Source organism: Pseudomonas fluorescens, assembly GCF_902497775.2.
Classification (GTDB): domain Bacteria; phylum Pseudomonadota; class Gammaproteobacteria; order Pseudomonadales; family Pseudomonadaceae; genus Aquipseudomonas; species Aquipseudomonas putida_F.
Genome location: NZ_OZ024668.1, coordinates 3,731,763 through 3,749,612 on the forward strand (window position 1 = coordinate 3,731,763; position 17,850 = coordinate 3,749,612).

Here is a 17,850-nt window from a genome sequence, read left to right on the forward strand (position 1 = left end):
AGCTATCAGCCGCCAGCCGCGGGCTGGGCGAACACGCTGGCCAGATGCTCGCGGCTTTGCTGCATGCCGACGTTGTCGTTCAGGCCCTGGCGCAGGAAGTGCACCAGGCGCGGCTGCAGGGCGATGGCAAGGTCAGTTTCGGCATCGCCACCGGCGACGTAGGCGCCGACGCTGATCAGGTCGCGGCTTTGCGAGAGGCGCGACCACAGCTGCTTGAACTGCTGCGCTTCGGTCATCTGCTCGGGGCTGACCACCTGCGGCATGACCCGGCTGATGGACGCCTCGATATCGATGGCCGGGTAATGCCCCTCCTCGGCCAGGCGCCGGGACAGTACGATATGGCCGTCAAGCACGCCCCGCGCCGAGTCGGCAATCGGGTCCTGCTGGTCGTCACCTTCGGACAGTACGGTATAGAAAGCGGTGATCGAGCCGCCACCGGCCTCGCCGTTACCGGCGCGCTCCACCAGCTTGGGCAGCTTGGCGAACACCGACGGCGGATAACCCTTGGTCGCCGGCGGCTCGCCGATGGCCAGGGCGATTTCCCGCTGGGCCTGGGCGAAACGGGTCAACGAATCCATCAGCAACAGGACGTTCTTGCCCTTGTCGCGAAAGTACTCGGCGATGCGCGTACAGTACATTGCCGCACGCAAGCGCATCAGCGGCGCATCGTCGGCGGGCGATGCCACCACCACCGAGCGTTTGAGGCCTTCTTCACCAAGAATATGCTCGATGAATTCCTTGACCTCGCGACCGCGCTCACCGATCAGGCCGACGACGATGATGTCCGCTTCGGTAAAGCGGGTCATCATGCCCAGCAGCACACTCTTACCGACGCCGGTACCGGCAAACAGACCCAGGCGCTGGCCTCGGCCGACCGTCAACAATCCGTTGATGCTGCGAATGCCGACATCCAGCGGCTGGCTGATCGGGTCGCGGTTGAGCGGGTTGATGGTCGGGCCATCCATGGGCACCCAGTCTTCGGCTTTCATCCCGCCCTTGCCGTCCAGGGCTCGTCCGGCACCGTCAAGCACCCGCCCGAGCATGCTCATGCCCATGGGCAAGCGGCCGCTATCGGCCAGCGGCACCACACGCGCACCCGGGGCAATGCCGGCAACGCTGCCGACCGGCATGAGGAACACCTTGCCGCCAGCAAAGCCCATGACCTCAGCCTCGACCCGCACCGGGTGATAGCTGTCGTCGTTGATCACCACACAGCGACTGCCGACCGCCGCGCGCAGGCCTTCGGCTTCGAGAGTCAGGCCGACCATGCGCAGCAGGCGGCCTTCGACCACTGGCTGGGACGGTAAATTGACGGCGTCGGCGTAAGCGCCCAGGCGCTTGCCGAAACTGGTTCGTTCAAGGCGCATCGGGGCTGTCCAGGTCGACCTGCAGGTCGGGTGCCGCCGGGTGCAGGCTTTGGTCATGGAGCTGGTCGAACAGCTGCGCCATGGCCTTTTCGATACGGGTTTCCATGCTTGCATCGATGCGGCTGTGATCAGTCTCGATGCGGCAACCGCCTGGCAACAGGGCTTCGTCCTCGAGCAGCTTCCAGCGCTCCTCGTGACGCTCGCGCAAGGCTTTGATCAGCTCGAAGTCTTGCGGGTTGATATGGATACGGATGTTCTCGGCGCCCATTGGCAGCAGCTTCAGAGCCTCTCGCAGCACCTGGCCGATCTGGCTGGAATCACTGCGCAGTTCGCGGCCAACGACCTCGCGGGCGATGTGTCCGACCAGGTGAACCACGGCCTTTTCAATCTGGCTGTCCTGGTCGGCGATGGGTTCGAGCAGGTGGGTCATGACCTGTTCGAGGCTGGCCAGCTTGGCGCCCAGGGCCTCTTCAGCTTCCTGGCGAACCTTGAGCTGGGTGCTGTGAAAGCCTTCGCGCTCGCCGGTGGCAAAGCCTTCGTTATAGGCTTCCTGGCGGATACTTTCGAGCTCTTCGAGGGTCAGTGGCTGGACTTCTTCCAGCGGCACTTCTTCGATTTCTTCCTGAACCGCTTCAGGCTCGGGTTCAGGCTCAGGTTCCGGCTCCGGATCGAAACTGGGCAACGCCCAGCGGTCGAAGTCCTCGACGTCGTTGGCGCGAATCAGCTCACTCAGGTGCTCATTGGTTGACATGATTTCACGCACTCGCAAAACATCGCGGGTCAAGCCCGCTCCCACAGGACCTCTGTGGGAGCGGGCTTGACCCGCGATAAGGTCTTAGATCATCTCTTCGCCGCCCTTGCCACCGAGAACGATTTCTCCGGCTTCGGCCATACGGCGGGCGATGGTGAGGATTTCCTTTTGCGCCGTCTCGACGTCGCTGACACGCACTGGGCCCTTGGCCTCGAGGTCGTCGCGCAGCAGCTCGGAGGCACGCTTGGACATGTTCTTGAAAATCTTCTCCTTGACCTTCTCGTCGGCGCCCTTGAGCGACACCACCAGCACGTCGGAGGAGACTTCGCGCAGCAGCGCCTGGATACCGCGGTCGTCGACATCGGCCAGGTTGTTGAAGACGAACATGAGGTCTTCGATCTGCTCGGAGAGGTCGCCGTCGATGTCGCGGATCGCGTCCATCAACTGGCCTTCGACGGAGCTGTCGAGGAAGTTCATGATGTCCGCTGCCCGCTTGATACCACCCAGGGTGGTACGCGCGGCGTTGGAGTTGCCCGAGAACTGCTTCTCGAGGATCTGGTTCAGCTCCTTGAGCGCCGCCGGCTGTACGGTGTTGAGCGACGAGACGCGCAGGATGATGTCCAGGCGCACCTTGTGGTCGAAGTTGCCCAGCACTTCACCGGCCTGGTCCGGGTCCAGGTAAGCCACCACGATGGCCTGGATCTGCGGGTGCTCGTAGCGGATGACGTCGGCCACCGCGCGCGGTTCCATCCACTTGAGGCTGTCCAGGCCGCTGGTGTTGCCACCGAGCAGGATGCGGTCGATCAGGCCGTTGGCCTTGTCCTCACCCAGGGCCTGGGTGAGCATCTTGCGGATGTAGCCGTCAGAGCCGACGCCCAGGCTGGTCTGGTCGCCGACGATCTCGACGAACTCGCTCATCACCTGCTCGACCTGCTCGCGATGGACGTTGCCCACCTGCGCCATGGCCACACCGACCCGCTGCACTTCCTTGGGGCCCATGTGCCGCAGCACCTGCGCGGCATCGGTTTCACCCAGCGACAGCAGCAGGATCGCAGCCTTGTCGACACGGGTCAGTTTGGCGGTAAGGGCTCGGTTATCACTCATCGGCGTTGATCCACTCTTTCACGACCTGGGCCACACGACCCGGATCTTCGGCCACCAGGCTCTTGATTGCATTGAGCTGTGCGTCATAACCCTCGCTCGGGCTTGGCAGCAGAATGCTTTGCGGACCACCCAGGCTCACGCGGTCGTTGGCCAGATCGCCATCCAGACCGAGCATGCCACCCAGTTCCATGTCGCCATCGGCACCGGCGCCTTGCTTGCCATTGCCGGTGATGTTGTTGAGCACCGGACGCAGCACGCCGAACACCAGGACCAGGATGAACAGTACGCCCATGACCTGCTTGATGATGTCCCAGAACCACGGCTGCGAGTAGAAAGGAATCTCGGTAATCACCTCGCCACGGTCGGCGGCGAACGGTACGTTGATCACGCTGACGCTATCGCCACGGCTGGCATCGAAGCCCACCGCATCCTGCACCAGGCGGGTAAAGCGCGCCAGGTCTTCGGCAGCCCACGGGGTGCGAGCGGCATCGCCGGTGGCCGGGTCGACCTTGAGCTGGTCATCGACCACCACCGCTACCGACAGGCGGGTCAGGCGACCCTGCTGCTGACGGGTGTGGCTGATGGAACGGTCGAGCTCGAAGTTCTTGGTCGACTGCTGACGCTTGTCCGCCGGGTACGGCGCAAGCATCGGCTGGCCGGTGGCCGGGTCCATGATCTGCTGACCGTTGGCATCGAGCAGCGGCTGGCCAGGTTGAATGGCGCTGGCGGCAGTCTGCGTGCCACCGGTGGTCTGCGGCGCCGAGGCCGGGCCGGGTGGCTGGTTGCTCAACGCACCAGGCACGCCTTGCGGGCCCATGCTGCTGGAGCGCTGTTCGTTGACCGACTGTTCGCTGCGCAGTGCCGGCTGGTCGGGGTTGAACTGCTCGGAGGTCGATTCGACGGCGCTGAAGTCCAGGTCTGCCGACACTTCGGCCTTGTAACGGTCGTTACCCAGCACCGGCTGGAGAATGTTGTGCACACGCTGGGTGAGCAGGCCTTCCATGCGGCGGCTGTAGTCGAACTGCTTGCCGGCCATGGTCAGCTCGGAGTTCTCGACCTGGTCGGACAGCAGGTTGCCCTTCTGGTCGACCACGGTGACCTGGGACTTGTTCAGCTCCGGCACGCTGGTGGCCACCAGGTTGACGATGGCCATCACCTGACCGGCTTCCAGGGCACGGCCCGGATACAGCTCGACCAGTACCGAAGCACTTGGCTTGCGCTCGTCACGGACGAACACCGAGCTCTTCGGGATCGCCAGGTGCACGCGCGCACCCTTGACGTTGTTGAGGCTGGAGATGGTCCGCGCCAGCTCACCTTCCAGGCCGCGACGGTAACGGGTGGCCTCCATGAACTGACTGGTGCCCAGGCCCTGCTCCTTGTCGAGGATCTCGAAACCGACATTGCCGTCGCTCGGCGCTACACCGGCGGCGGCCAGTTTCAGGCGGGCACGGGAAATATCGTCGGCCTTGACCAGCAAGGCACCGGAATTGGGTTCGACGTTGTAGGGGATGTCGGCAGCGGCCAGGGTATCCATGACCTGCTTGGTGTCCATGCCGGCCAGGCTGCCGTACAGCGGCCGGTAGTCCGGTTGCTGCGACCACAGCACCACGGCAAAGCCGATCGCCACGCTCGCCGCCAGACCGACCAGCAGGCCGACCTGACGCAGCATTGGCATCTGCGAAATATTTTCCAGGAACGACATGCCGAACAACGGCGGCTTGGGCGCTGCCCCGCTGCTTTTCGCGGGCACGTTATCGACGACTGCTTCGGCCATGACTCAATCTCGCCCTTATACCGGCATCTGCATGATGTCTTGATAGGCCTGCACCAGCTTGTTGCGCACCTGGGTCAAGGCCTGGAACGACACGCTGGCTTTCTGCGAAGCGATCATTACGTCGGTGAGGTCTACGCCACTTTTACCGATCTCGAAGGCATTCGCCAACTGCGTGGAGGCTTGCTGGGTGTCGCTGACCTTGTTGATGGCCTGCCCCAGCATATCGGCAAAATTGCTCGAACCGAGCTCAGGCGCGGCGGCAGCCTTCGGCATCGACATGGCGTCCATTTGCATGGCCCGCATGTCCAACATCAATCGATTAAATTCAACACCTTGGCTCATGGACTTCTCTCTCCGACGGCCCGCATTTTTTTGACACTCACGCAGCGGATAGGCAGGACATAGCAACAAGAGTGCCAGCTCTGCCCGCAGCCCGAACAAAAACTCTAATTCAATAACTGGTCAGCTGGCGTACAGGCTGGCCTCGACATCCATACCGGCATCACGCATCTGCGCCAGCTTGTAGCGCAGGGTGCGCGGGCTGATGCCCAGGCGCTCGGCAGCCTCCTTGCGGCGGCCGCGCTCGGCACGCAGGGTATCGATGATCATCTGAAACTCATGACGGCGCATGTCATCGCCCAGACCGCCTGCGGCCTCGGCCTCGATCGGTGCGACTGTCGCTACAGGCGCTGCGGCGAACATCGGCAAGACGCCGGCAAGACAGAAATCCGCCGCCTCGATTACCCCGCCCTGCTGCAGGATCAAGGCCCGCTGGATGGCGTTGTCGAGCTCGCGCACGTTGCCCGGCCAGGCATAGCCCTGCAGGCAGGCCTGGGCCTCAGGCGACAGGCACACCTGCGCGTGCTTCATTTTATTGACGTGGCGCGCCAGCAAGCGCTCGGCCAGCGGCAGAATATCGGCGCTACGCTCGCGCAGCGGCTTCCATGCCAGCGGGAACACCGACAGGCGATAGAACAGGTCTTCACGAAAACGCCCCGCCGCCACTTCGCCAGCCAGGTCACGGTTGGTGGTGGCGACCACGCGAATATCCAGGGCAATCGGCTTGCGCCCACCGACCCGCTCCACTTCACGCTCCTGCAGCACCCGCAACAGCTTGGCCTGCAGGCCCAGGGGCATTTCGGAAATCTCGTCGAGCAGCAAGGTGCCGCCGTCGGCCTGCTCGAACTTGCCGGCCTGGGCGGCAATAGCGCCAGTGAACGAGCCCTTCTCGTGACCGAACAGGGTGGCTTCGAGCATGTTGTCCGGGATCGCCGCACAGTTGATCGCCACGAACGGCTGCTCGGCGCGCAACGATTGCTGGTGAATGTAGCGCGCCAGCACCTCTTTGCCGGTGCCGGACTCGCCCGAGATCAGCACGGTCGAGTCACTGCGCGCGACCCGCGCCGCCAGCTCCAGCAACTGCGCACTGGCAGGCTCGCGCGCCACCGGCCCTTCACCTTCGCCAGCGCCGACCACACCCAGGGCGTGACGTGCCACCAGCTCAAGCAAGGCCTTGGGCTCGAACGGCTTGACCAGGTAATCGGCCGCGCCCTGGCGCATGGCCTCGACCGCACGCTCGACGGCGGCATGCGCGGTCATCAGCAATACCGGCAACTGCGGCTGGCGCGCACGCAGCAAGGCCAGCAACTGGTGCCCGTCCATGCCTGGCATGTTCACATCACTGACCACCAGGCTGAATGCCTCGCCGGCGACCACTTCCAGTGCCTCTTCGGCCGAACCCACGGCCTGATAGGCAAAGCCGCCCAGCTCCAGGGTGTCGGCCAGTGCCTGCCTCAGCGCGCGGTCATCTTCGACCAGCAGCACCTTGATTGCTTTCATTACTCTGTCTCCGCCGGCTGCGCGCCGATCAGCGGCAGGCTGATCCGTGCACAGGTGCCGCGACCGGGTCGCGAACGTATTTGCAAACTGCCCTGGTGAGCCCTTGCCACGGCCTTGACCACCGCCAGGCCGAGCCCGGTGCCGGTGGCCTTGGTGGTCAGGAACGGCTCACCCAGGCGTACCAGCAAGGCACTGTCGATACCGGCACCGGCATCGCTGATGCACAGGTGCAGGACCTGCTCGCGCCGGTACAGGTGAACTTTGAGTCGCGCAGGCTCGCCACTGGCCTGCAGGGCGTTCTCGATCAGGTTGAGCATGGCGCCGACCAGGGTGTCGCGGTTGCACAGCAGCTCCCCCAAGTGACTGTCGCACTGCCAGCGCACCGCATGCCCCTGGACATGGGTCTGCGCGGCCTGCTGCAGGGCCTGGAACAGGGCCTTGGGCGTCAGTCGATCGGTCAGCGGCAACTCGCCACGGGCAAACACCAGCATGTCACGCACCTGGTGCTCCAGTTCGTGCAGGCGCTCCTTGAGGTTGCCGGCGAAACGCTGCTGGGTTTCCACCGGCAGGCTCTGCTCGGCCAGGTGACTGGCATAGAGCATGGCCGCCGACAAGGGCGTGCGGATCTGGTGGGCCAGGGACGCCACCATGCGCCCCAAGGAGGACAAACGCTGGTGGCGAGCCAGTTGGTCTTGCAGGTGACGGGTTTCGGTCAGGTCATTGAGCAATACCAGCTGCCCGGGCTCGGCGTCCAGCGAACGGGTGGCAATCGACAAGCGCCGGCCATCACGCAACGACACTTCGTGGCCGTCATCTTCGCGCGGGGCAAAACTGCGAGCGATCACCTCACGCCACAACTCGCCCACCAGCGGCTCGCCAAGCAAGTCGCTGGCCGCAGGATTGGCCTCGCGCACCCGGCCCAGGCCATCGATGACGATGACCCCGCCCGGCAACAGCGCCAGCAAATTCTGCAGACGGTTGGCCAGGCGCTCCTTCTCGGCAAGCTCGGCCATGCGCTGGGCACTGACCACCGCCAGCTCGCCCTTGAGCTCGGTGACCCGGGCTTCGAGCAGACTGTAGGATTCACTGAGCTGGCTGGACACCTGATCGAACATGGCAAAAGCCTGCTCGAGGCCAAGACGGCTTTCCTGCTCGGCGGCGTTCGGCCCCTTCGGTTCAGGGACACAGGAGATGGTGGCGACCTGGGGCATCGTGCTCTCTCGCGTGGCTGACCGTCATAAAACGGTATGGTGTCAGCGATATAGCAATAGCCGTGCCGGATAGTTTGGAAAGGGTTGCGAGCGAAGCTGCGGGGCGGCGGCAAAGGCCGATGGGGCGGGCGTTACAGCCCCTTAAAAGATAGGGTTATTAGCCATGATGAGCGCGTTGCGCGACCCATCATGGCTACACAGGCGTCAATCCTCCGCCTGTTCATCCCCTTCGCGACGGCTCATGCCGTACTTGCGCATTTTTTCCACCAGGGTGGTACGGCGGATGCGCAGGCGCTCGGCGGCACGGGCGACGATACCGTTGGCATCATCCAGCGCCTGCTGGATCAGGCCCTGCTCAAGCCCACCGAGGTAGTCCTTGAGGTCCAGGCCTTCGGGCGGCAGCATCGCGTGGCTGGCGAAGTTCGGCGTATGGCCGTTGATGGCCACACGCTCTTCCAGGTCCGAACGCAGGCTGTCAACCAGTTGCTCGTCTTCGTCGTCGACGTAGCGGAATTTCTTCGGCAGCTCCGACACGCCAATCACCCCGTACGGGTGCATGATCGCCATGCGCTCGACCAGGTTGGCCAGCTCGCGAACGTTGCCCGGCCAGCCGTGCCGGCACAGCGACATGATTGCCGCCGAGTTGAAGCGGATCGAACCGCGCTTCTCGTGCTCCATCCGCGAGATCAGCTCGTTCATCAGCAGCGGAATGTCCTCGACGCGCTCGCGCAGCGGGGCCATCTCGATGGGGAAAACGTTGAGGCGGTAGTACAGGTCTTCGCGGAAGGTACCCACCTCGATCATGCTTTCGAGGTTCTTGTGGGTCGCGGCGATGATGCGCACATCGATGCTCTGGGTCTTGTTGCTGCCCACGCGCTCGAAGGTGCGCTCCTGCAGCACGCGCAGCAGCTTGACCTGCATCGGCAACGGCATGTCGCCGATTTCGTCGAGGAACAGGGTACCGCCGTTGGCCAGTTCGAAACGCCCGGCACGGCTGGTGATCGCCCCGGTAAAGGCGCCCTTCTCGTGACCGAACAGTTCGCTTTCAAGCAGCTCGGCCGGAATCGCCCCGCAGTTGACCGGCACGAACGGCGCTTCGCGGCGCTTGGAGTGATAGTGCAGATTACGCGCAACCACTTCCTTGCCCGTGCCCGACTCACCGAGAATCAGTACGCTGGCGTCGGTGTCGGCCACCTGCTGCATCATCTGCCGCACGTGCTGGATGGCCCGGCTGGTACCGACCAGGCTGCGGAACAGGTTGGGCTCGCGCTGGCGGCCGCGCTCGCGGGCCTGGTCGTACATCTCGCGATAGACCTGGGCACGGTGCAGCGAATCGAGCAACTTGCTGTAGCTCGGCGGCATTTCAAGGTTGGAAAGAACGCGACGGCGCAGGTCGTCCGGCAGCTCGGCAGAAGAAATTTCACCCAGAAGCAGAACCGGAAGGAACTCATCCCACCCAGCCACTGTCTTAAGCAAGCCCATCAGACTTGCCGGAGCATTCACGGTCCCGATCAGGACACAGAGCACTTCACGACTGGATGACAACGACTCGACAACCTGCTGCCAGTCATGGCTCGAGCAGGGCAAATTTTCTTCGCCAAGAAAATTCAACACTACCGCCAGATCACGGCGGCGAGCGCTATCGTCATCGATCAGGAGAATTTTGGTTTCACGCCACATGCAATAACAACTTCCCTAGTCATCTCGGCGCCCTTGTAAGGGCAAGCTCGACATCATTCCGACTGAACGGTCAGTGTTCGGACGTCTGAAATTAGAAAACAGCCACTAGTTAAGTCAAAAAACCGTACATAGTCAAATTTATGGCGCACTGCTTTTTGGTTTTGCCCAGTTTCAGCTGAACAAATGGTATACCTTTGCCGCGTTTTTGGCTTGTCGGATCTGCGTCATCTCATCGACTATTGATTGACGCTCCCCACTTGCAACCTCAATTAATTCCCTGTAAACGCCCAGCAGCTCCTCGAGCTTGCCGCGCAGCGTCGCCTCATCGACCGACGCTTCGGCCAGCACATCGTCCACGCACAGGCGGCAACTGACGTCGAGCTCGCTGATCGCCTCCCAGTCACGACTGGCCAGGGCACCCAGCAATGCCTCGCGGGTTTGTTCGATACGTTCGAGCACGACACTCATTGCAATCTCCTAGGCGTCGGCGAGTTGATCGCCGATCGCGTCCCAGCCTTCCTTGACGGTAATCAGCAGACGCGCCACTTCGTTGAGGATTTCCGGATCGTTCTGCACGTTCGCCTCGACCAGGCGCTTGCTCATGTACGAATACAGGTTATCCAGATCGGCCAGCGAGTCAGCATGGTTTTCCAGGTCCAGACCTTCACGCAAACCGCCGACGATACCGATCGCCTTGCCAATCAGGATACCGCGCTGAGCTACGTCGTTACGCGCCATGGCGCCCTTGGCCTGGGCAATGCGATCAAGGCCACCCTGCATCAGCATCTGCACCAGACGATGCGGGCTGGCCACAGAGGTCTGGGCCACGCCGTTGACTTTCTGATACTGCCGAAGGGCCAACATCGGATTCATGTTCTACCTCGTCACCGCAAAAAAGGTTTCGTATACCGCTTATATCGCCTGCGCGTCAAAAAACTTTAGCGCCCACAGCAAAAAGCCCGGAGACCCCATGAGGGTACTGCCGGGCTTCTGGCGAACCGATCGATCAGGAGTTCTTCTGCTGCGCCTCGATCGAGGCGAACATCGAGGCAATGTTCTTGCGCTGGGCTTCGAGCTTGCCGACCAGGGTATCCATGGCCACGTAGCGCTTGCTCAGCGACTCGGTGAGCGATTTGATACGACGATCAAGCGCCAACTGCTGGTCGGAGAGGTCCTTTTGCAGCTTGTCCAGACCGGCCTTGCGCGTATCGAGGATGCCGCCCGTCTGCAGGTACGGCTCGACAGCCTTGTTCATGTTCGCGAACACGCCATCGGTACCGGTGAACAGCGCCTGCACGTCAGGGCCGAGCTTTTTATCCTTCATCGCCGCGTCGTACTTGGTGGAGTTGAACTCCAGGGTACCGTCCTTGGCGGTGTTGATACCCAGCTGGCTGAGGGTGGTCAGACGACCGCTACCGGACGCGGTAGTCAGTTGCTTGCGCAGGTCGGACAGCAACGAGCGGGTGGTCGGATCGCTGGTCAGCGGCCCGAGCACGGTGTTGCCATCTTTGTCCTTCGACACCGCCGTCAGGGCATTGGCTGCCTTGACCAGGGTGTTGTAGGCATCGACAAAGGCTTTGACCGAAGTCTTAAGGCCTTCGGTGTTTTCACCAACAGTGACCGTGATAGCCTTTTTGTCGGGCCCGGCTTCCTGGAGCAATTCCAGGCTCATGCCACTGATCGCACCATCAACGGTATTGGTCTTGCTGGTAACCGGCAGACCATCGATGGTCAGCTTGGCGTCCTGGGCAATCTTGCCGATAAACCCGGCACCATCACCCGACAATTGCTGAGTGCCGTTGATTTTCAGCTCGGCAATGCCATCGACCGAAATGTCGGTGCCCGCACCGGTCTTGGTGGAACTGAACACCAGGCGCGAGCCATCCTTGCCGTTGACGATGTTGGCACTGATGCCTTTCTCGGCCAGCGAAGTGTTAATCGAGTCGCGCACCGTCTGCAGGGTCGCACCCGGGCCGACCTTCACGGTATGGGTTACACCGTCCTGGGTGATGGTCAGATCGCCTTCAGGGATCGTCGTGCCGGCACCCCCGGCAAAGTTCTGACTGGCCACTTTGGACGAAGTGGCGAGCTGCTCGACCAGGACCGAGTAAGTACCGGGCACCGCAGTGTTGTTCGAGGTCGCCTTGACCGCGGTATCACTGCTGGAGGTCGCCGTGTAGGCATTGAACGACGGCGCTTTCGGATCATTGAGCTTTTTCATCGCTTCCTGATACACAGAAAGCGCACTCTTGAGCGACGCTACACCGGAAAGCATGGCCGTGTTGTTGGCGGTCTGGCGCTTGATCTGATTCGCCTTGGGATCAGTATCTGCCTTGACGAGCACATCAACGATCTTGTTGATGTCTACGCCGGAACCCAGCCCCAGACTCGGTAAAATTGTACTCGCCATTGCTACTCCCTCATGGTTACGCGCCGCCCTAGCCTTGCCAGACTAGCGAACTTGCGGTTCAGCTGCCAGTTTCAGGCCTTGGCATTGAACAGCAGGCTGTTTACATCGCTGAGACTGTGAGCGATCTTCAACGCCTCTTCCGAAGGAAGTTGGCGGATCAGCTCTCCGGTCTCACTGGCGATGACTTTTACTACAATTCGGCCGGATTCTTCATCCGTGGAAAATTCAAGGTTACGTCGCGATGACGCAAGGAACTTCTCGATGTCCTTGACCGCGCTCTTGACCTTCTCAGCTTCGGACAGGCCCTTGTCGGCGGCATCCCTGGCTGGCGTGATGGCTTCAACAGCCGCAACGGGCTTGGCCGCTGGGCGTTCGGTGGTCGGTTCGACCGGCTTCACCGTCGGGTACGACAGGTTCAGCTTGACGCTCATATCCATGTCACCACCTCTCAATGCAAAAGGCGGAGGAGCACCATAGATGCACTCCCCCGCCGTAAACCACTAGGCGATTAGCCCAGCAGCTTCAGTACCGCCGACGGCAGTTGGTTGGCCTGGGCCAGAACCGAAGTCGAAGCTTGTTGCAGAGTTTGCTGCTTGGTCATCTGAGCGGTTTCAGCGGCGAAGTCGGTATCTTGTACGCGACCACGAGCAGCTTCGGCGTTCTCGTTGATGTTTTGCAGGTTGTTGATGGTGCTGGTCATACGGTTTTGTACAGCACCCAGCGCAGCGCGGGAGTCACCGATGGTGGCAACAGCCTTGTCGATTGCAACCATGGCAGCCGAGAAGTTGGTTTCAGCAGTGGCGCTGTCGCTACCGGCGATGGTGATGGCGCTGGTGATACCCAGGTCGCTGGCCAGGAACTTGCCGGTCAGGTCGATCTTGATCTGGTTTTCGCCGCCAGTGTTGGAACCAACCTGGAAGGTCATGACGCTAGCCGAACCGTCCAGCAGGTTCTTGCCGTTCAGCTGGGTGGACTGAGCGATACGGGTCAGTTCCGCCGCCATTTCCTTGAACTCTTTGTCCAGGGAAGTACGGTTGACCGAGTCGTTCGAGTCGTTTCGCGATTGCAGAGCCAGTTCACGCATACGCTGCAGAATGTTGGTCTGCTCTTGCATCGCGCCTTCAGCGGTCTGGGCGATCGAAACACCGTCGTTGGCGTTTTTGATTGCCATGGTCTGACCGCGGATTTGCGAGGTCATACGGGTAGCGATCTGCAGGCCAGCGGCGTCGTCTTTGGCGCTGTTGATTTTCAGGCCGGAGGACAGACGGCTCATCGAGGTGCTCAGAGCGTCGGAAGCGCGGTTCAGGTTCTTCTGAACGCCCAGGGAGGTAGTGTTGGTGTTAACGGTTAATGCCATGACGAATTCCTCGTGTTTGGGATACTGCGGCTTCCGGCCCTGGCATCCGCCGGGTGTGGCCTAGAGAACCTTCGTAATAGTTATCGTCGTCTGGCGCGGTTGCTTTAGGGCTTTTTGCAAATTTTTTAATGGCACCCTGCCACCCCAATGAAATCAAGGGTTTGACGCCAGAAAAACACCCCCTAATTAATGCCACAGATAAAAAAAGCGCCACCGGTGCAACCGGCAGCGCTTTATTTACAGGCAAAGACTGAAATCAGTCCTTACGCTCAATGATCGCCGAGCCCCACGACAAGCCAACGCCAAAACCGCTCAGGGCCACGCGCTTGTGCTGCGAGCCCAGCACGTGCTTCTCCAGCAGCAGCGGGATACTCGACGACACGGTGTTACCGGTCTCGACCATATCCTTGACGAACTTGTCCGGGTCGTCTTCGAAACGACGGGCGACGGCATCGACAATTGCCGCACTGCCCTGGTGAATGCAGAACAGGTCGATATCCGCCGGTGCCAACTGGCTTTCGCCCAACAGTTCATGCAAATGCGCAGGCACTTTGAGCAAGGCAAAGTTGAACACCTGGCGACCGTTCATGAAGAACACGCCGTCACTGACCTTCAGGTGCGCAGCGCCGCCACCATCGGTACCGAACTTGGCCTTGCCCAATTGCCATTGGGCGCCCTCGCCCATCCAGGTCACGGTCGCGGCATCACCAAAGAGCATGGTGGTATTGCGATCTTGCGGATCGACGATCTTCGAATACGGGTCAGCGGTAATCAGCAGACCGTTTTTCAGCCCCGCCGCCTCCATGAAGCCTTTCATTGCGTACAGGCCATAGACATAGCCCGAGCAGCCCAGGGAAATATCGAAGGCCGCCACGTGCGTTGGCAGCCCGAGCTTGTCCTGGACGATGGCGGCGGTGTGTGGCAAACCTTCTTCGTCGCCATTCTGGGTAACGACGATCAGCGCATCGATGGATTCAGGCATCAGGCTCGGATTGGCAGCGAACAGGGCCTTGACCGCCTCCACACACAGGTCGGAGGTTTCCTGGCCTGCGTCCTTGCGCGGCAAGAAGGTCGAACCGATCTTGCCGAGAATGAACTCTTGATCCTTGGCGAACTTCGCACCCTGGGCGTAGTTGTCCACACCCTCGACTGGTACGTAACTCGCAATGCTTTTGATGCCAATCATTGTGGCTTCCCGATAGATATGCGGATTTTCACGGGCACTGGAACCTGGTAACCAAGGGCTTGCGAGCCTGCGCACACCCCGCCCGCCAGTACCGCCCGACGACTCAATAGATTAAAGATGCCCGTTTCGACTGCCAAGTCACTGTTGCACAATCATTACTCAACACAAAACGACGACCAGTCCCGAAACGGAGGGCAAACAGACGGAGATTTGAGCGGCTGCGCGGAAAACCCGGGGCAACTGCGCCGTTGTCAATCGACCATTGTGCGGGGCGTTGCACCCCGACTGGCCGATGCTGCGAGCAGGATCGAAAAAGCCGGGCCCATGGCCCGGCTTTTGTACACTGCGGTCAGGCCAGTTCGGCCAGCCACTCCAATTCAGCCGACATGCCAGCGGCGGGCAGGCGAGAGATATCCACAGCGTTGTGCAGATCAAGCTCCACCCGGGTGCTGAACGCGGCCGGCCAACGAGCGTTCAATGCCTGGGCGTCCAGAGTCGGAACACCGGCGTTGAGCATTTGCGCTTGCGGTGTCCACAGTACCAACTGACCCGCCTGGCCAACCTTCAGGCACAGATCGACATCGGCCCCTTCAATTGCATCCAGGCCAGCACACTGCTCCAGCAACGCCTTGGCGATCATCAGGCAATCAGCGGATACCGCTTGGCAACTGCGCACCGCCGCCAGACCCAATACTGCCAACGGTGCCTGACGCGCTACCCCCTGCCAGGCGCCACGCACCTGCTGGCTGACCAGCAACTCGTAGCCGCCGTGAGTGATCAAGCCATTGTCATCATGCATCTGGCAACCGACCACACCCACTTCAGGGCGCTGCGCCTGGTTGAGCAAGGCTTCGATCCAGGCCGGCGTCACCACCTGACAGCGGCTGGACATCAGCACCAGGTAGTCGCCCTGGGCTTGCTTGGCCGCCATCTTGACCCTCTCGGCCCGGGTGCCGGCAAATTCGCTGGCCATCAGTTTCACCCGACCACCCAGCCCCTGAAGACTGCCAAGGCTGGCCGCTGTCGCTTCAGCGCTGGCCGCGTCGGCCATCACGATCACTTCATAACGGGCATAGCGGGTGCGCTGGACGATGCTCGCCAGGCAGCGCTTGAGCTGTTCAAGATCAGAGTCGATCGACAGCAAAATACTGACCTGAGGCGTGGTTGGGTGACGGAAGTCGATCTGCAAGGTGCCATCTCGCCCCTCACTGACCTGACCTCGGTAACCGATCACGTTCAAATGACGCTTGAGCGTTGCCAGGGCATCGATGCGCATTGCCTCGGTCGCCTGTTGACCAATGACCAGGTACTCGTCCAGATGGGCCAGGCCGGCGATGCCATTGTGCTCAACCAGACGCAGCAACAGATCGAATTCCAGGGCCGCCGGGCAGGCCTCGCTGAACCCGCCCAACTCGACGACGCTTTCGCGACGCACCAGCCAATGGCGAGACATCAAGTCCGGACGCGCGCGCAACAGGTCCAGGTTAGCCCCCGGACGCACCACACTGAGCAAACGCCCCTGGTCATCACGCTGGACTTCGTTGGCGCAGATGGCCTGACAGCCTTGCGCGGTGGACAACTCCACCTGCAGACGCAGCAGCCCGCCGGGCGTCAGCACGTCACCCGCCTGCAGCTGCAGCAGCCATTCACTGGACAGCTGCCCCACCACCTGATTGAGGTGGGCGACCAGGTTGCTCGCCGTGACGCGGATGAAATGCAGCGTATCCTTCGCGGTGGTAATGGCTGGCAACGCACCTGCCTTGAACACCACGATCTTGAAATTGCGTAAGCCGCTGGCCAGCAAGCTGTCGAAGGTAGCTTGCAGGGCGGTGTCGTTGTCGTCCAGATCCACGACCAGGAAGGCAATCTGTGGCGACTGGATCGCGCCCAGGTGGGCCTGAATACGCTGACGAGCGTTGCTGTCCGGCGTTGCCGCAGCAATGGCCGCGAGCACTTGGCCCGAAGGCGATGCCGCCAACCGTGCTTGCAGATCTGTCGCAGGCAACTGATCGAGTTGCTCCGCCCAACGGTGCAGATGAGGCTTGAAGTCTTGCTCTTCGTCACCCCCCAACGCGCCGAGCAGGTTATGGCAGACAGCAGGATTGAATGCACCCAGTTCAAAGGCTTGCCAGTAACGCGCCTTGAGACTTTCGGCGCTGTCATTCGGATGCCGGACCATCAATGCCTGCTGCTGAACCCAGATACCCTCCAGCGACTCGCCGTGGACCTTGCCGGCTGGCCAGGCGTGCAGGAGGAACTCGAGGCTTTGCAGTTGCTCGAACAACGGCGCGCTGTAGTACGGCATCGCAACATACTGCACAGGCTCGAATACACACAACGGCGCATCCTTCACACCGGCCCAGCGGGAAATGAACAGCCGCGGCCACTCACGCCCTGCGCTGGTATTGCCGACCAACGCCGTCAGGGCTTCAAAACCCTTGGCGTCGGCACACACCGCGCCCTGTTCGGCATCCCATTGGCGAATCTGGCGAACCGCCAGGGCCTGTTGCTCGTCGCGTACCAGTTGCGAAAGGTCGCAGGGGCGATACTCAGCGACAAGGGTGGTTCGCTCAACGACCCTGGCCGCACCTTGGGCCAGCAAGCCAAAGGACAGTGCCACGCACCAAGCATCGAACCTGAGGTTTGTCGGCGCACTGCGCACTACTGCCTTCAAGGCCTCGACCCTGACTACCGAGCGCCATGCCTGCACGCCTTGTTCGGCGTACAAGGCAATGCGCTCGTAAGCATTGTCGGCTGCGCCGTCCGGCTTAATCGCGCCACCCTGCTTGTGGTAGGCCACCTCACTGCTGCCCGGGCGATAACCCAGGGCATAACCGTGGGCCATCTGGTACTGCGCAGCGCTATCCAGAGCCTGCACCAGCAGCGCAGTGGTATCGGCGAGAAGAAAGTCGCTGTCCGGCGTCAACACCACCAACGGCGTGCTGATCTGCTCCAGAACCTCAAGCAGTTGCGACTGCCAGCTCTGGGCCGTGGCGCCCTGCACCGCAACCTCGAACAGAGCGTGACGCGGGAAGTTCTCGCGGTAGTAAAAGCCGGCTCGCTCCCGGTAAACGGCATCGTCCTGCCCCAGCAGGACAATACTGAGGTCTTCCGCACCTGCGGCCGAATCGATCTGTTTTTCGCCCATAGCGCACCCAATACTCATGTTGT

At 61.6% G+C, this 17,850-nt stretch carries 16 protein-coding genes; all 16 read right to left on the minus strand.

From position 1 onward, the window contains the following. Positions 1 to 5 precede the first annotated feature (5 nt). The 16 genes from fliI to F8N82_RS17175 all read right to left on the minus strand — a co-directional run bounded on the left by fliI (position 6) and on the right by F8N82_RS17175 (position 17,845). Positions 6 to 1,367 (minus strand): flagellar protein export ATPase FliI, encoded by a 1,362-nt coding sequence (gene fliI / locus F8N82_RS17100; RefSeq protein WP_038996380.1) that lies wholly within the window; start codon positions 1,365 to 1,367, stop codon positions 6 to 8. Next, positions 1,357 to 2,118 (minus strand): flagellar assembly protein FliH, encoded by a 762-nt coding sequence (gene fliH / locus F8N82_RS17105; protein ID WP_038999533.1) that lies wholly within the window; start codon positions 2,116 to 2,118, stop codon positions 1,357 to 1,359. The genes fliI and fliH overlap by 11 nt, the downstream gene beginning before the upstream one ends. Before the next feature lie 84 nt (positions 2,119 to 2,202). Further along, complete coding sequence (gene fliG / locus F8N82_RS17110) at positions 2,203 to 3,222, minus strand: flagellar motor switch protein FliG (protein ID WP_038996381.1); 1,020 nt, start codon at positions 3,220 to 3,222, stop codon at positions 2,203 to 2,205. Further along, on the minus strand, positions 3,215 to 4,996 hold the full coding sequence (gene fliF / locus F8N82_RS17115) for a flagellar basal-body MS-ring/collar protein FliF (protein WP_038996382.1): 1,782 nt from the start codon (positions 4,994 to 4,996) through the stop codon (positions 3,215 to 3,217). Before fliF ends, fliG begins: the two co-directional genes overlap by 8 nt. Before the next feature lie 15 nt (positions 4,997 to 5,011). Then, positions 5,012 to 5,338 (minus strand): flagellar hook-basal body complex protein FliE, encoded by a 327-nt coding sequence (gene fliE / locus F8N82_RS17120; protein ID WP_010224994.1) that lies wholly within the window; start codon positions 5,336 to 5,338, stop codon positions 5,012 to 5,014. A gap of 120 nt (positions 5,339 to 5,458) precedes the next feature. Beyond that, positions 5,459 to 6,835, minus strand: coding sequence for a sigma-54-dependent transcriptional regulator (locus F8N82_RS17125; protein WP_038996383.1), 1,377 nt, complete (start codon positions 6,833 to 6,835; stop codon positions 5,459 to 5,461). Further along, a complete protein-coding gene (locus F8N82_RS17130) occupies positions 6,835 to 8,046 on the minus strand; it encodes a sensor histidine kinase (RefSeq protein ID WP_038996384.1) in 1,212 nt (403 codons plus the stop codon). Before F8N82_RS17130 ends, F8N82_RS17125 begins: the two co-directional genes overlap by 1 nt. A 204-nt stretch (positions 8,047 to 8,250) precedes the next feature. Then, entirely contained in the window at positions 8,251 to 9,726 is a 1,476-nt protein-coding gene (gene fleQ / locus F8N82_RS17135) for a transcriptional regulator FleQ (RefSeq protein WP_038996385.1), read from the minus strand. Between the two features lie 171 nt (positions 9,727 to 9,897). Next, positions 9,898 to 10,194: a flagellar protein FliT gene (gene fliT / locus F8N82_RS17140; RefSeq protein ID WP_038996386.1), complete on the minus strand. Its 297-nt coding sequence runs from the start codon at positions 10,192 to 10,194 to the stop codon at positions 9,898 to 9,900. A 9-nt stretch (positions 10,195 to 10,203) separates the two neighbouring features. Continuing rightward, positions 10,204 to 10,599, minus strand: a complete 396-nt coding sequence (fliS, locus tag F8N82_RS17145; RefSeq protein WP_038996387.1) for a flagellar export chaperone FliS — start codon at positions 10,597 to 10,599, stop codon at positions 10,204 to 10,206. Positions 10,600 to 10,732: 133 nt separating this feature from the next. Continuing rightward, positions 10,733 to 12,136 (minus strand): flagellar filament capping protein FliD, encoded by a 1,404-nt coding sequence (gene fliD, locus F8N82_RS17150; RefSeq protein WP_038996388.1) that lies wholly within the window; start codon positions 12,134 to 12,136, stop codon positions 10,733 to 10,735. 71 nt (positions 12,137 to 12,207) lie between these two features. Next, positions 12,208 to 12,573 carry a flagellar protein FlaG gene (locus F8N82_RS17155; RefSeq protein WP_038996390.1) on the minus strand — a complete coding sequence of 122 codons (366 nt, stop codon included), beginning with the start codon at positions 12,571 to 12,573 and terminating at the stop codon, positions 12,208 to 12,210. Positions 12,574 to 12,644: 71 nt separating this feature from the next. After that, positions 12,645 to 13,493 carry a flagellin domain-containing protein gene (locus F8N82_RS17160; RefSeq protein ID WP_038996391.1) on the minus strand — a complete coding sequence of 283 codons (849 nt, stop codon included), beginning with the start codon at positions 13,491 to 13,493 and terminating at the stop codon, positions 12,645 to 12,647. Next, complete coding sequence (locus tag F8N82_RS17165; protein ID WP_162195913.1) at positions 13,477 to 13,740, minus strand: hypothetical protein; 264 nt, start codon at positions 13,738 to 13,740, stop codon at positions 13,477 to 13,479. The genes F8N82_RS17160 and F8N82_RS17165 overlap by 17 nt, the downstream gene beginning before the upstream one ends. Positions 13,741 to 13,749: 9 nt before the next feature. Beyond that, positions 13,750 to 14,679, minus strand: coding sequence for a ketoacyl-ACP synthase III (locus F8N82_RS17170; protein WP_038996392.1), 930 nt, complete (start codon positions 14,677 to 14,679; stop codon positions 13,750 to 13,752). 349 nt (positions 14,680 to 15,028) lie between these two features. Further along, on the minus strand, positions 15,029 to 17,845 hold the full coding sequence (locus tag F8N82_RS17175; RefSeq protein WP_224793784.1) for a glycosyltransferase: 2,817 nt from the start codon (positions 17,843 to 17,845) through the stop codon (positions 15,029 to 15,031). Positions 17,846 to 17,850 lie beyond the last annotated feature (5 nt).

Excerpts from the sequence above, each read along its gene's own strand:
- fliI (WP_038996380.1), bottom strand. The coding sequence starts at position 1,367 with ATGCGCCTTGAACGAACCAGTTTCGGCAAGCGCCTGGGCGCTTACGCC.
- fliH (WP_038999533.1), bottom strand. The coding sequence starts at position 2,118 with ATGTCAACCAATGAGCACCTGAGTGAGCTGATTCGCGCCAACGACGTC.
- fliG (WP_038996381.1), bottom strand. The coding sequence starts at position 3,222 with ATGAGTGATAACCGAGCCCTTACCGCCAAACTGACCCGTGTCGACAAG.
- fliF (WP_038996382.1), bottom strand. The coding sequence starts at position 4,996 with ATGGCCGAAGCAGTCGTCGATAACGTGCCCGCGAAAAGCAGCGGGGCA.
- fliE (WP_010224994.1), bottom strand. The coding sequence starts at position 5,338 with ATGAGCCAAGGTGTTGAATTTAATCGATTGATGTTGGACATGCGGGCC.
- F8N82_RS17125 (WP_038996383.1), bottom strand. The coding sequence starts at position 6,835 with ATGAAAGCAATCAAGGTGCTGCTGGTCGAAGATGACCGCGCGCTGAGG.
- F8N82_RS17130 (WP_038996384.1), bottom strand. The coding sequence starts at position 8,046 with ATGCCCCAGGTCGCCACCATCTCCTGTGTCCCTGAACCGAAGGGGCCG.
- fleQ (WP_038996385.1), bottom strand. The coding sequence starts at position 9,726 with ATGTGGCGTGAAACCAAAATTCTCCTGATCGATGACGATAGCGCTCGC.
- fliT (WP_038996386.1), bottom strand. The coding sequence starts at position 10,194 with ATGAGTGTCGTGCTCGAACGTATCGAACAAACCCGCGAGGCATTGCTG.
- fliS (WP_038996387.1), bottom strand. The coding sequence starts at position 10,599 with ATGAATCCGATGTTGGCCCTTCGGCAGTATCAGAAAGTCAACGGCGTG.
- fliD (WP_038996388.1), bottom strand. The coding sequence starts at position 12,136 with ATGGCGAGTACAATTTTACCGAGTCTGGGGCTGGGTTCCGGCGTAGAC.
- F8N82_RS17155 (WP_038996390.1), bottom strand. The coding sequence starts at position 12,573 with ATGGATATGAGCGTCAAGCTGAACCTGTCGTACCCGACGGTGAAGCCG.
- F8N82_RS17160 (WP_038996391.1), bottom strand. The coding sequence starts at position 13,493 with ATGGCATTAACCGTTAACACCAACACTACCTCCCTGGGCGTTCAGAAG.
- F8N82_RS17170 (WP_038996392.1), bottom strand. The coding sequence starts at position 14,679 with ATGATTGGCATCAAAAGCATTGCGAGTTACGTACCAGTCGAGGGTGTG.
- F8N82_RS17175 (WP_224793784.1), bottom strand. The coding sequence starts at position 17,845 with ATGAGTATTGGGTGCGCTATGGGCGAAAAACAGATCGATTCGGCCGCA.